This is a genomic window from Frankia sp. BMG5.60, assembly GCF_059428125.1.
Genome location: NZ_CM182091.1, coordinates 431,443 through 445,201, shown reverse-complemented (window position 1 = coordinate 445,201; position 13,759 = coordinate 431,443). Strand labels below are relative to the sequence as shown.

The following is a 13,759-nucleotide window of genomic DNA, read 5'->3' as shown; positions in this document are numbered from 1 at the left end:
ACGAACGGGTGGCCGGCGACCCGACATCGGGTACCCCCACCCGGTCAGCGGCGCCCGGCGGCGTGGCCGGCGACCAGCATCCGGGTCGTGGCGACGGACGCGGCGGCGGCCTGGTCGACGCTGCGCCGGTGCTGGGCGAACACACCGTCGAGGTGGAACACGGCGTGCCCGTGGGCCTGGGCGAGATGCTGCTCGACGAGGATGAGCGCGTCGCGGTAGCTCGGCACCCCGGGCAGGGCCAGCACCAGCGGGAGCAGCGTGTCGAGCAGGGCCCTGGTCTGCGCGCCGAGCTGCGGGTGGCGGCTGCCCGCCAGCCCCGGGGCGAACAGGACGTCCATCCCGGCGCGTCGTTCGATGACGAACCTGGTGTAGGCGCCGGCGGTGGCGGCCAGCCGTTGCACCGGATCGGCGCCGGCGGAGTCCGCGGCCGCGCGCACCTGCCCGGTGAGCTGGCCCGCCGCCGCCGCGGCGGCCGCCGCGAGCAGGCTGTCGCGGTCGGGGAAGTGCCGGTACGGTGCCGCCGAGCTCACCCCGACGCGGCGGGCGACCGCGGCGACCGAGAACGCCGCCAGGCCGCCCTCGGCGATCAGGTCGAGGGCGCCGTCCACCAGCGCGGCCGCCAGATCGCCGTGGTGGTACGAGGTCCGGCCCGGCTCCATCATTGCCGCCTCCGGTCCCGACGCCTGGACGTCTGTGCACCATACAATCGAAGTGAGTGCGCTCTTACATTGTGGGACCGGGGTGCCGGTCCCGGGGGCGTTCGCAGGTTTTCGTCCGCGTCACACCATGACCATTACTGCCCTCACCGCACTCCCGCGGCGCACCCGCCCGGGGCGGCGAGGGCGCGAGGGAGTTCCATGGCAACCACCGCAGCGCTGGTCGTCCCCGCCGCGGGCGCCAAGTTCGAGCGCTCGACGGTCGAGCGCCGCGAGCTGCGCGACCGTGATGTCCTCATCGACATCAAGTTCGCCGGCATCTGTCACAGCGACATCCACCAGGCCAAGGAGGAGTGGGGCCGGGGCACCTACCCGCTCGTCCCCGGCCACGAGATCGCCGGTGTGGTCGCCGCGGTCGGCCCGGCGGTGACGAAGTACGCCGTCGGCGACCGGGTCGGCGTGGGCTGCTTCGTCGACTCGTGCGGCGAGTGCGAGGCGTGCGAGGCCGACGAGGAGCAGTACTGCCTCAAGGGCGCGGTGCCGACGTACAACGGCAAGGGCTACGACGGCGAGACCACCTACGGCGGCTACAGCCAGAGCGTCGTCGTCACCGAGCACTTCGTCGTGCGCATCCCCGAGGCGCTGCCCTTCGACGCGGCGGCCCCGCTGCTGTGCGCCGGGATCACCGTCTACTCGCCGCTGCGGCACTGGAACGCCGGTCCCGGCACGAAGGTCGCCGTCGTCGGCATGGGCGGCCTCGGCCATATGGCCGTCAAGATCGCCCATGCGCTCGGCGCCGAGGTGACCGTGCTCAGCCAGACCCTGAGCAAGGAGAAGGACGGCCTGCGCCTCGGCGCCGACCACTACTACGCCACCGGCGACAAGGCGACGTTCAAGACGCTGCGCCGCTCGTTCGACCTGATCATCAACACCGTGTCGGCAAACCTGCCGCTGGACGCCTACCTCGGCCTGCTGCGCATCAACGGCACGATGGTCAACCTGGGCGCGCCGCCCGAGGCGAGCTCCTTCAGCGTGTTCTCGCTGCTGGGCGGGCGGCGCAGCCTCGCCGGTTCCAGCGTCGGGGGCATCCGCGAGACCCAGGAGATGCTCGACTTCTGCGCCGAGCACGGCATCGCCCCGGAGATCGAGCTCATCGGCGCCGACGAGGTCGACGAGGCGTACGAGCGGGTGCTGCGCAGCGACGTGCGCTACCGGTTCGTCATCGACATCGCCACCCTGACCCAGGAATAGCCCCGAACCGGGGAACAGCCTCGGACCGGGGAACAGCCTCGGACCGGCCGGCCGCGCCGGCGCCGGACACCGTTCCGGACCGGCGCGGCCGGCCGCGCTGACCTGCGCCTCGACCCGACGCGGCAGGAAAAGAGCCAGGAAAACTTCATCGTCGACATTATCCTTGGCATCATTGTTTTTCTGGCCCTGAGGAATATCGACGTCACCTTTCCCGCGCGCTATTTGTTTACATGAGATTCACAGCGCGCGCCGTTTCGACCTCGCCCTGGCCGCTACGATTCCTTTCGGGTTCGCCGCACGGCACCCGCCCCGGCTTACCAGCCGGAACGAAAGTCGTAGGCCAGCCACGCGATTGCCGACCGCCCAGCAGCGGCCCGCAACGTCGATCCGGAAATGAGGGCTCCCATGCCATACGTCATCACCGCGGCGTGCATTGATGTCAAGGACGGCTCCTGCCTGGAGGGCTGCCCGGCCGACTGCATCTACGAGGGCGACCGCAAGATGTACATCAACCCCGACGAGTGCACCGAGTGCGGCGCCTGCGCGGTCTCCTGCCCCGTCGGCGCGGCCCTCAGCGACGACCGGGTGAAGGCGAAGGACAAGGAGTTCATCGACAGCGAGGCGGCGTTCTTCAACGAGGTCCTGCCCGGCCGCGACGAGCCGCTCGGCGAGCCCGGCGGCGCCACCCGCCTCGGCAAGATCAAGGCCGACACCCCGTTCGTGGCCGGCTACGAGAAGTGACCCGCCCGCGGACGGCCCGCTGACGCCTCGGCGGGTCCGCCAGGGCGCGGCATCCGTCACGAAGGCGGGTGGCGTCCCACACCCGCGCAACCTCGCCGCGCGGGTGTGGGACGTGGGCCCGACGGGGACGACGAGGGGGTGCCCACCACCGACGTGCGAGCGTACTCGCTGCCGGACCTGCTGGCCTGGCTGGAGCGGGCGCGCCGGCGCGGCCAGGTCCACCACGACGACAGACAGCAGTGCTGGCAGGTGCTCGGGCACCCGGAAGGCAGCAGGGTGCTGGCGGACCCCGGGACCTTCTCGTCCGACCTCGGCGATCTGATGCCGCGCCAGCAGGACATGGAGCTGTTCCAGCAGGGGAACTTCGTGCGGATGGACCCACCACGCCACCGCCGGCTGCGCGGCCTGGTCAGCCAGGCGTTCACGCCGAGGACGGTGGCCGGGCTCGCCCCACGGATCGCCGAGGTGACCCGCGGGCTGCTCGACGCGAGTGGCGGCGACCGCGGCGAGCGTCTTGATCTGATCGATGACCTGGCGTATCCGTTGCCGGTCATGGTGATCGCCGAGCTGCTCGGCCTCCCGACGTCCGACCGGCCGGTGTTCCGGCGCTGGGCCGACGCCCTGTTCGACCGGGGGAACGTCGAACCGGACACATCGCTGCCCCGGCTCAGCGCGGAGGCGGTGCGGCGGTCCGCGCCGACGATGCGCGAGATGAACGGCTACCTCCTCGACCGTATCCGGGCCTGCCGGGCCAGACCCGGAGACGACCTGACCAGCAGGCTCGTGCAGGCGGAGGTCGACGGGCGCCGCCTCGACGACACCGAGATCGTCGGCTTCGTCGGGCTGCTGCTGCTCGCCGGGCATGTCACCACCACCGCGACGCTGGGCAACACGGTCCTGTGCTTCGACGAGCATCCGGACGCCGCGTCGCAGGTGCGAGCGGACCCGACGCTGCTGCCCGCGGCGATCGAGGAGGTACTGCGAGTACGTACCCCCTTCCCGCGGCTGGCCAGGAGGGCGACCACCGACGCCGAGGTGGGCGAGGCGGTGATACCAGCCGGGGATCTCATCATCACCTGGCTGACGGCGGCCAACCGCGACGAGCGGGTGTTCGGGGATCCCGACCGCTTCGACATCCACCGCCCGGCCAACCCCCACCTCACCTTCGGACACGGCATCCACTTCTGCCTGGGCGCACCGCTGGCGAGGCTGGAGGCGAGGATCGCCCTCGGTATCCTGCTGGAGCGCTACCGTGAGATCGCCGTGGCCACGGACGTACCGGTCGAGCACCGCAACCCGTGGCTGATGGTCAGCGCCACCCGGCTGCCGCTGGACGTCCGTACCCACTGAAGTGGCCCTGGTAGGTGTCGGTGTGCGCCTGCGCCCTGCCGGCCGAGCCGGGCGTGTCGTAGAACGGACCCGAGCCCATCCCGGCGCCGACCGTCGGCGGTTCCGCGGAACCGCCGCAGCCCCTCGATTCCGGGGCGTGCCTCGCGCCGGTGAGGCCGACACCGCACGAGGCGGCGTTTGCCTGGGCCTCACCGACCTTGGCCAGGTGCAGGGACCGCGCCGTTGGGAGGCGGCGGGCGGCGGCCGGGGATTCGATTCCGGTCGTGGCGGGCGCCTCACTCCATCACCCAGACGACACGACCACCATGAGCCAGATTGCGCGCAGCAACGCACCCAACACAAGAAGCGTGCGCGAAGTTGCGCAGAAGACGTGAACACCCGTCCGCCGGCCATCCAGGCGCGCCAGCTACCAAGATCACAAAATGGCGGATGTGGATCGAGCCCGATGAGGACTTTCTGTACGTCTTCAAGGGCCTGCCTCCTCTCATGACGGCAACCGTGACGGCAACGCAGGCGGACACAGACGGCCAGCGTGGCCACCTGGGCACCCAACGCGACTGCCTTGAAATTGAACGAAGGTTCCTCACTTGACGCAAAGTGTCTTCAGGGGGGACCGAATCGAAACACTAATTACCCGCAGACAAAGACCATTAGTTTGCGCGGGATACGTACTGACCCAAATCCATTCGGAGATGGGCCAGCACGTCGATCAGGCTTCGGGAACTTCAGACGGTCGGATCGTCAGAGTGGGCTGCCGACCCGGGGTTACCGCGAGGACGACAGCTCTCCGGAGCTCTCCGATATACCCTGAGGTCTCTTCTACCGTGAATCGGTCGTCTGTCACGCGAGGGGGGTTCACGTGCCCATAGGCTCCGCCAGATCTTAGCTGAACGCCCACGCCGAAGGCATGGACACACATGATCCGAACCTCGACGACGCTCCCGACCAGTGCAGGATTGATCTCCCCCCGTTGATCCGGCGGGAGTTCGTGGATATCTCGATCTTCTACCATGGCGCGTGGAACCACTCTCTGGATATCGTCAGGCGGTTGAACAGGTCAATCTGGCCGTGTGGGATCTCCCACTCGCGTCCAGGACCGCCCTCATAGCGGAACCCGAGGCCCCTCCCTGTCAGTCTCGGGTGAGACACCCGCTGGGTGCGGGTTGGCTACGGGGGCGACGGTGTCACCGTCGGGTTGGCGCCAGTCCGGCTGCCCAGCCCTATCCAGCCCGGAAAGCACCGTCCACGTCCAACGGCACCAAATCGTGGCCCGTAGTCAACTTCCGGCAGCACATCGAGGGTCCGTAGCCCAACCGTGGACGCGCCATCAATGGTGATGGCCGCATCTTCGGCGCCCGTCACCGCCCCCACGGCGAGGGGCCCCACGAGCCTCTCGCCGGCCGCAACCATCTCAATCAAATCGCCATTCGGCCTCATCGCACGACCCAGGACCTATCAGCTCCGACGGCGTGCCTCAAGAAGCTTCACCCACTCATTTTCCGAGAAATTCGAGTAATCCGCCGAATGAGCATTTGGCGCGGTCTCGATCAGGTGGAGAACAGTCCATGCCAGGCCGAAACATCCATCCGAGCCAAAGACTCCCAGCAGGGCTTGCGCCTCTCGTCCGATACAGGAGCGGAGATCTGACCCACTAGACTCTCTCGTTCCTCCAGGCCACCGGGGGTCGCACCTCCCTCCGCCGGAAGTGGCCCAGCGTCTACCAGGTCTTTCACCGCTTTACGCAACATTGTTCTCTCTCCCCCCAAGCCAGCGGTGGCGGCGAGTTGGGCCAGGCTGGCGAGCCGGTCGCCTTTGGTTCGGGGCCGGCCACGTTTCCCGGTCCTCGGCGGGGCCGGGGCGAACAGTGCCGCGTCCGCGCCGAGCCGGGTCGTCCAGGTCAAGAGCCCGACAAGGCGGGCAGACTGCGGACTGCTGATCTTTAATTCACTGGGTCGGGATTCCGCCCGGTTCCGGTTCGGTGGAATCTTCAGACACAGTCTGTTCATGGCCTCTGTCCAGCCATCGAGGCGCGCGCCAGTAATCTGCACCACATCCCCAGTCGACCCGCCCGACCCAGCCCCTCAGCCCAATCCAGCTCGAGTGGATCAACACGTTACCTCATCACGACCGTTGATCTGTGATGAGTGGTCATGAAGGCAGACCCGACCATCAGGTGTTCTGCGCCCTCCGACGCGCGCGACACTGCCTGGCGAACACGGGCTCCTAGTACTACAGTTTCAGTGATCTTTCTGTCGGCTCGATGGCCGTGTCGAAGTTCTCCGCTGCGCGGTCGCGTGACCGGTGGTGGTAATGCTTGGCGCCGCCGATGGGGCGTTCAAGCGGCGCAAGCTGGGGTCCCGGGTCCAGGGAACGTCTTCGGAGGCACGCGAACGGGTAGCAGATTGCGCTAGGAGTGGGAGCGATCGGACTTCGAGAGACCCGCGGCAGCGACACCTAACGCGCCACGCCGTCCGCCGAGCAGAGATCACATCCCGACCACTGGGGCTGTAGTACTAGTCAACCTCCGGCGGCACATCGAGGGCCGGCTACCCGACCGCGGGCACGCCACCGATCGCGACGGCGGTGGCAAGAGCTGCGTCCTCGACGCTCGTCACCGCCCCGCGGCGCCGGGCTCCCACGACCCTCTCACTGGCCGCGTCACGCTCGATCCCATCGCCATTCGATCTCATCGCAGGATTAGGCACTGCTACTACTGACGGCGTGCGTCGAGAAGCTGCACCCACTGACCTGGGAACTTCGAGTAATCGGCAGAACGAGCGCCTGGTGCAGATTCGATCACGTGGAGGAGAGTCCATGCCAGCCCGACGCAGCCATCCGGGCCGAAGACCCCCAGAAGAGCCTGCACCTCCTCGTCCGACACGGGAGCGGAGATCTGACGGAGTAGTTTCTCCAGTTCCTCGAGATCTCCGGGAGTCGCGCCTTCCTCTGCCGGCAGTGGCCCGGTTTCCACCAAATCATTCACGGCTTCACGTAGCACTTATCTCCCTCCTCAGAGCCTCCCACCGATCCCGGTAGAAATTGACCCACGCCAAGCGTCTGATAGAGGCCCAGAAATTCCTGGCCGGCCACATCCGCCGTTGCAAACTCGGCAATGTGGTTTCGATAGGACGCAGGCCCGATTGTTCGTTGGCCCGATTGTTCGTCAACAGACGATCCGCTGATGAGAAACGAGGAGACCAGATCGCCGCGGAGTATGTCAGCGTCGCCCAGCTCTCGCCAGGCACCATGGCTGCGATGACGTCGCCCTCGGGATCACGCATTCTACCAATACGCTCTCCACCGGCCCGGAAGACACCGTAACGCCTCGGCCTCTTGGGTCGTTCGACGTTCTGGAGGGGTGACTCACTTCATCGATCTCAGACCGTCGACAGCATACTCAAGATTGTTCGAAAGGGCATACCGGACAGCGGCTTCACGAATCTCTTCAGCTTTTTCCCTTCTCCCCAGCTTCAGATGATAATAGAGCGAGATCTCCAGTTTCCCAAGAGGATTTAGAGGGGAGATGGAAAGTCGTCTGCACTCCCGATCACCTTCCAGTAGATGCAGCAAATCGTCGATGTCGCGAATTTTCAGCAGGAATTCGTCGCCAATGAATGAAATGGTTTCCAGGACCAACTCCGCCACTTCTCCATCCTCCTCATCTCCAGTCAACTCTAGATAGATCCCCTTGGGATGCCGTTTCGAATAGATTGATCCGAGATTAGTGCACACAACCCATTCTGCGCGATCTGCCGAGATGAAACTGGCGTTCGGCAGTCCAAGACACAGCAGGGCATCGAACTGATAGCCGCCTTGCCCTGCGGTCTTCAACGGGCGGAAACAGACTGATCGCAGAAGATCGTCCTCGCGGATCGCCATTCTTCCCCTTGCCGTAAACCCGTATTCATCGGAAACAAAGGTCCAGCACCGGTCAATCAACTTCTTGAAGTCGGGATTCATGCTGCTCCGGCCTATCGTACTCGACGGTATGAGATCGTCCCGTCTTGGGAGATGCGGTACACCCACAACTGCCCAGAACCTACTGGCACCTGCATCTCCTGCTCGTAGCGGGCGAGTTCCCTGGTCCTCTTCTAATCTGCGCCCGAGTGTCGGGCTTCAATTCCACCGGCACGGACTTGCCGGTCGCCGGATCGGCGAGGAGGAGTTCGTCGTCGTGCTGCCGCCGGGCGACCCGGCCGTACCCGCCGCGACGACCCAGGTCGGGCTCAGCCGCCTCGCCACCCGGGACTGGGTGCACTACGCCCCAGGTCACGGCCTCGCCGACGTGTTGGACCGGGCCGCCGCGGACGCCGGGTTCCGGCCCCGCGCCGCGGTCCGCACCGAGCAGACCGCGGCCTCCCCGGTCCTCGCCGCCGGGCTCGGCCCGGCCCTCGTCCCGGCGAGTATCGTGCCCGATCCGTTCGCCGGGCGGGTCCTGCGGGTCGATCCACCGCTGCGCCGCCCGCTGGCCGCCTATGCGCGCGACGAACCCGACGTGCTCAGCGCGGCCTTCCTCGACCTGCTCACCCGGCACACCCGGCTGCTGCCCACCCACGTGCGCGCGCTGCTGCCCTGAGGGCCGTACCGCCCGCCGCCCCGGTCAGCAGCAAGCCTGAGCGGAGGTGACAACCATCGCCGCCAGTCAGTGCGGACGCGGGTTGGCCGGCCGGTGAGGCTCGAACCAGCTCCACGGTGCCGTAGCGGTGGGTCCGGTAGCCGGCCCCACAACGCCCTGGCCGCCGGGCAGGCGCGCCGCCGCGTCGACCTCGCGACCGGCCACCGCGCCGGCGGCAGCCCGCGGCGCCGGATCCCGGGTGCGTAGCCGGGTCGGCACCGTGTCCTCGGCGCGTGCGGACTCGGCCGGCGAGCCGGACCCGCCGCCGGCGGCCGCCCCCACCGGCACGCCCGGGCCATGCGGCGCGTCGGTGCCGGTGCTGTCGGCAGAGGCGGTCCCGGGCCGGGCGGTCCGCGGCGCGGGCATCCCGTGCACCCCGCTCGGCGCGGCCGGCCGGTCCGCCGGCCGCGGCGCTCCCTCACCGCCGGGCACCGTCGACCGCCCCGCGGCGGGCCCGGCAACCGGCCGCCGGCCGGCGGCGTCCCGGGTGAGGTGCACCAGCGCCGGCAGCAGCAGGACGCGCAGCACCAGCGCGTCGAGCGCGACGCCGACGGCCAGCCCGAGGCCGAGCAGCTTCATCGTGCGCACCTGCTGGCAGGCCAGCCCGGCGAAGACGGCGATCAGGATCAGGCTGGTCGCGACGACCACGTGGCCGACGTCCGCGTGGCCCGACCGGATCGCCGTCGCGGGGTCCCCGCCGTCCGGCGGCTGCTCCTGCGGGTCCCGCAGCCGGCGCAGCAGGGTCAGGTGCATGCCGATGGCCAGGCCGAAGGAGAGGATCAGGATGAGACCGAGGACGAACGGTTCGATCGGCCCGCCGCGCACCCCGAGCAGGCCGGCGAGGTGGCCGTCGCAGAAGACGAAGGTGATGGCGCCGAGCGCCGCCGCCGTGGTCAGCGCGCTGGCCGCGACGATCGCCACGGTGGGGCCGACAAAGCGCACGCTCGCGAGCACGGTCACCCCGAGGACGACGAGTTCGAGAGCCGCGAAGGCCGGCAGCACCCTGGCGAAGCGGGCCGCCATGTCGTCGAACAGCGCGGTCTGGCCGCCGATGTGCACCCGCACGGTCGTGCCGGCGACGGCGGCGGGCACCGTCCGGGTGCGCAGCCGCCGCACGAGGTCGCTGGCCTGCGCCGACCGGGGCTCCGCGTGGGGCAGCACCTCGATGAGCGCCGAATGGGTGGCGGGGTTCTGCAGCACCTGGAAGGCCCTGACCACCCCAGGGGTGGTCCCGAGGCGGTCGATCAGGGTCGCGAGGACGGTCGGGTTCGCCGCGGGCAGGTTCGCCGCGGGCAGGTTCGCCGCGGGCAGGTTCGAGACGGCAACGAGCACGGGACCGTTCAGGCCCGCGATGTAGTCGTCGCTGATGATGTCGTAGGCCCGCCGGGTGGTCACCGATGTCGGGTCGACACCCCCGTCGCCGCCGCCGAGGCGCAGGCCGATGATCGGCAGTGCCAACGCGGCCAGCAGCAGGACCGCCGCGGCGGCGAGCATCCCCGGGAAGCGGCCGACGAGGCCCGCCCACACCGAGCGCAGACCCGGCCGGACCGGCAGGCCGCGGCCGGTGGCGCGCAGGTGGGTGCGCTCGGTCCAGACCAGCAGGGCCCGGCCCGCGACGGCGAGCGTCGCGGGCAGCAGGGTCGCGATGACGAGGCTGGCGACCGCGGCCGCGACGAACGCGGCGGGGGCGAGGCCGGCGAGGACACTCGCGTGCAGCGTGCTGGTGCCGAGCATGACGACGGCGAGGCCGATGCCACCCCAGACGAGCGCGCGCCCGGGCTGGGCCATGCTTGCGGCGACCGCGTCGCGTGGCCGCCGTCCGGCGCGCATCCCCGCCTGGCAGTGGTGGACGACCACGACCGCCGCGCCGAGGCTCGTCCCCACGGCGAGCATCACGGCGAGCAGCGGTGCCAGCGGGCTGACCTCGACCCGGTGGGAGAGCAGGGTAACGCCGGCCTGCACCCCCGCGGCGGTCGCGCCGGCGACCAGCGCGCAGACGGCGACCCCGCCCGGCGCTCGTACCACCAGGCACAGGATGATCGTGGCGGCCACGACGGCCAGGGCGATGGGGGTCACGGAGATGTCCCCCTGGACGATCATCGTCGTGCCGGGGCCCGACATCTCCACCTGAAGGTCCGGCCCGTCGTAGGCGCGGGCGGTCGCGATCAGGCGCCGCACGGCGGCGAGGTCCGGGGTCGTCGCGGCGCCCTTCATCACGACGCCCACGATCGCCGCGCGCCCGTCGCGCGCCACCGGCTCGACGCCGAGCAGCAGGCCGCCGGCCGGCCCGTAGGGATCGATCGCGGTGGCCACGCCGGGCAGCCGGGCGACCCGCGCGGTCATCGCCGCGATCCGCTGGCGGACGGCCGGAGCGTTGATGTCGCCGTCGCGGGCCCGCACGACGATCATCTCGGCGTCGGGCAGGCCGGCGGGCACGACGTTCGCCAGGGCGTCGGTCGCGAGCTGGGAATCGGTGCCGGCGACGCCGAACGCCTGGTGGTAACGGGCGCCCTCGTGGCCCGCCAGCACGCCGCCGGCAACCAGAACGATCAGCCACGTGCCCACCGCGATCCACCGGTACCGCAGGCACCACCCGGCGATCAGTCCCACAGCCCACTCCTCGACGCCCGGGCCGCCACCTCCGGCGCCTCGCCCTGTTTGTCCGTATTGCCGCTACTTCGGGGACAATCTGAGCGCACCAAGACGATCAGCGTCAACGAATGCCGGGCGCCGTGCGGTCGAGATGGCACGGGGGTGCCGGCCGGTCGCCGTGACTTCGAGGGTCGGCGTTCCACGTCCGCGAAACCGCGCCGGGACCGGCGGTACCACCATCCCGACCGCGGCCGCGGCGGCCGCCCCGCGGGCGATCGCCGGCACGGTCCGCGGCGGCGGTGGCGGCGGAAAAGGCGGGCGAGGAAATGCGGCGACCTTTTCCGCTCTCCGCGGGGCGGGAGGGAGCTCTATCGATTCTTTAGGGGAATGCAAGACCGCCGGTCGACACTGGCAGGAACGCCGGGGGCGGCCCGCCCGCCGGTGACCGACCGACCCGTGGCGTGGCGCGGGTGGCGCCCGAGGATCGCATCTGCGACACCGGATCGCCGCCACCGGCGTCGTGCGGGAGAGGAAGCCATGACCCAGCCGACCAGGATCGGCCAGACCGCGGTCGTCATCCCCGGCCAGGATGTGCGCGACCCCGGTCGCCGGCTGTCCCAGCTTTTCGACGCGGGCTCGTTCGTCGCCGCCGCCGCGCCCGCCGGCGGCCGGGTGCTCGCCGGACGGGGCCGCATCGACGGCGTGGCCGCGGTCGCCTTCTGCACGGACGGCACCCGGATGGGCGGGGCGCTCGGCGCCGTCGGCGCCCGGCAGATCGTGGCCGCCATCGAGGAGGCCGTCCGCGACGGCGTGCCGGTCGTCGGGCTGTGGCACTCCGGCGGGGCGAGCCTGGCCGAGGGCGTCGAGGCGCTCGACGGCATCGGCCAGATCTTCGCCGCCATGATCCACGCCTCCGGACGGGTGCCGCAGATCTCCGTGGTGCTGGGGCCCGCGGCCGGCGGCGCGGCCTACGGGCCGGCGCTGACCGACGTCGTCATCATGGCGCCCGACGGGCGGGTCTTCGTCACCGGCCCGGACGTCGTGCGCAGCGTCACCGGGGAGCAGATCGACATGGCGGGTCTCGGCGGCGCCGACGCGCACGGCCGGCGCTCCGGCGTCGTCCACGTCGTCGCCCGCTCCGAGAGCGACGCCTACGAGCGGGCCCGCCGGATCACCACCCTGCTCGCGGCGCCGGGGCACGTCGACCTCGACGCCATCACCGCCGAGGAGACGGCCGCCGACGCCATCACCGTCGAGGACACGGCTGCCAACGCCGGGCCGGAGCGGGTCGGGCCCGATCCGCGCGACCCGCGGTCACTGCTGCCGCAGCGGGCGCGGCGGGCCTACGACGTGCACCCGCTGGTGTACCGGCTGCTCGACGGCGACGACGGCCCGGGGGGCTTCGAGGAGCTCCAGCCGCGCTGGGCACCGAACGTCGTCGTCGGCCTCGGCCGGCTCTACGGCCACAGCGTCGGCGTGATCGCCAACAACCCGCTGCGCAAGGGCGGCTGCCTGGACTCCCTGAGCGCCGAGAAGGCCAGCCGGTTCGTGCGGATGTGCGACTCCTTCGGCGTCCCGCTCGTCGTCCTCGTCGACGTCCCCGGCTACCTGCCCGGCGTCGGCCAGGAATGGGACGGGGTGGTCCGCCGCGGCGCGAAGCTGCTCTACGCCTTCGCCGAGGCGACCGTCCCCCGGGTCACGCTCATCACCCGCAAGTCGTTCGGCGGCGCCTACATCGCGATGAACTCCCGCTCGCTCGGGGCCACGGCCGTACTCGCCTGGCCCGAGGCCGAGGTCGCCGTGATGGGCGCCGAAGCCGCCGTCGGCATCCTGCACCGGCGCGCGCTGACCGCCGCCTCCGACGACGCCCGGCCCGGCGTGCTCGCCCGCCTCGTCGAGGAGCACACCCGCACCGCCGGCGGCGTCGAGCGCGGAGTGGCGCTGGGCGTCATCGACGACGTCATCGACCCGGTCGACACCCGCCCACGCATCGCCCGCGCGCTCGCCGCCGCGCCGGCGCGGCGCGGCGCGCACGGCAACATCCCGCTCTGAGGGTGGCGGCGCGGCGAAACGTTCCCCGTCGCCTGTCGTCCTGCGCGATGATCGACCATGACGAGTCGCGAGCACGGTCTGGTCAGGCGTCCGGCGCAGGGTGACCAGGCGCTGATCGCCGCCTACGCCGATCCCGCCGACGGGACGTTCACCCGGCTGGAACGGACCGTGATCACGGTGGCGCTGGACGCGCGGCGGCTCGGCCACGCTGGCCCGATCCCCGCCGGCCTGCTCGCCGACGCCACCGCCGGGATGCTGCCCGACCTGGCACTCGCGCGAGACCCACGGTGGATCGACGCCGTGCTGCACGCCTTGTGCCACGAGCCGCGCGCACAGGTCCCGGACGCGACGAGTGCGCTGGTGGCGCAGCGGGCGGGCGCCGGGCGCCAGTGACCGGCTATCACCCGGCGGCCGTCCTAGTCGAGCACGCCGGCCGGACCCGCTGCTATGTCGTTCCGGCGCAGCCGTTCTGGGACGCCGCGGCCCGTCACGCCCGTTCGCT

General features: G+C 70.5%; 10 protein-coding genes. 6 read left to right on the top strand and 4 right to left on the bottom strand.

Translation table 11 applies throughout. From position 1 onward, the window contains the following. Nucleotides 1-44: 44 nt before the first annotated feature. A complete protein-coding gene (locus AC5R91_RS01805; RefSeq protein WP_495395327.1) occupies nt 45-662 on the bottom strand; it encodes a TetR/AcrR family transcriptional regulator in 618 nt (205 codons plus the stop codon). 195 nt (nt 663-857) lie between these two features. Between AC5R91_RS01805 and AC5R91_RS01800 the strand changes: the two genes are divergently transcribed. From AC5R91_RS01800 to AC5R91_RS01790, 3 genes are all read left to right on the top strand, one after another. Next, entirely contained in the window at nt 858-1,907 is a 1,050-nt protein-coding gene (locus AC5R91_RS01800; RefSeq protein ID WP_495395326.1) for an NAD(P)-dependent alcohol dehydrogenase, read from the top strand. Nucleotides 1,908-2,312: 405 nt separating this feature from the next. After that, the gene (locus tag AC5R91_RS01795; RefSeq protein ID WP_495395325.1) at nt 2,313-2,648 is read left to right on the top strand and encodes a DUF362 domain-containing protein; all 336 of its coding nucleotides are present in this window, start codon (nt 2,313-2,315) and stop codon (nt 2,646-2,648) included. Between the two features lie 138 nt (nt 2,649-2,786). Further along, nucleotides 2,787-3,998: a cytochrome P450 gene (locus AC5R91_RS01790; RefSeq protein ID WP_495395324.1), complete on the top strand. Its 1,212-nt coding sequence runs from the start codon at nt 2,787-2,789 to the stop codon at nt 3,996-3,998. Nucleotides 3,999-6,708: 2,710 nt separating this feature from the next. On the opposite strand, the gene AC5R91_RS01785 is transcribed toward AC5R91_RS01790, so the two are convergent. Beyond that, the gene (locus AC5R91_RS01785) at nt 6,709-6,996 is read right to left on the bottom strand and encodes a hypothetical protein (protein ID WP_495395323.1); all 288 of its coding nucleotides are present in this window, start codon (nt 6,994-6,996) and stop codon (nt 6,709-6,711) included. A 365-nt stretch (nt 6,997-7,361) separates the two neighbouring features. Then, entirely contained in the window at nt 7,362-7,958 is a 597-nt protein-coding gene (locus AC5R91_RS01780; protein WP_495395322.1) for a hypothetical protein, read from the bottom strand. Between the two features lie 214 nt (nt 7,959-8,172). On the opposite strand from AC5R91_RS01780, the gene AC5R91_RS01775 reads away from it, so the two are divergent. After that, on the top strand, nt 8,173-8,574 hold the full coding sequence (locus AC5R91_RS01775) for a LysR substrate-binding domain-containing protein (protein WP_495395321.1): 402 nt from the start codon (nt 8,173-8,175) through the stop codon (nt 8,572-8,574). Nucleotides 8,575-8,640: 66 nt separating this feature from the next. Here the strand turns inward: AC5R91_RS01775 and AC5R91_RS01770 are convergent, their stop codons facing one another. Next, on the bottom strand, nt 8,641-11,223 hold the full coding sequence (locus tag AC5R91_RS01770) for an MMPL family transporter (protein ID WP_495395320.1): 2,583 nt from the start codon (nt 11,221-11,223) through the stop codon (nt 8,641-8,643). A 519-nt stretch (nt 11,224-11,742) separates the two neighbouring features. Here AC5R91_RS01770 and AC5R91_RS01765 point away from each other — a divergent pair. Together AC5R91_RS01765 and AC5R91_RS01760 are read left to right on the top strand one after the other, a co-directional pair. Further along, a complete protein-coding gene (locus AC5R91_RS01765; RefSeq protein WP_495395319.1) occupies nt 11,743-13,257 on the top strand; it encodes an acyl-CoA carboxylase subunit beta in 1,515 nt (504 codons plus the stop codon). Nucleotides 13,258-13,314: 57 nt separating this feature from the next. After that, nucleotides 13,315-13,650 (top strand): hypothetical protein, encoded by a 336-nt coding sequence (locus tag AC5R91_RS01760; protein WP_495395318.1) that lies wholly within the window; start codon nt 13,315-13,317, stop codon nt 13,648-13,650. Nucleotides 13,651-13,759 lie beyond the last annotated feature (109 nt).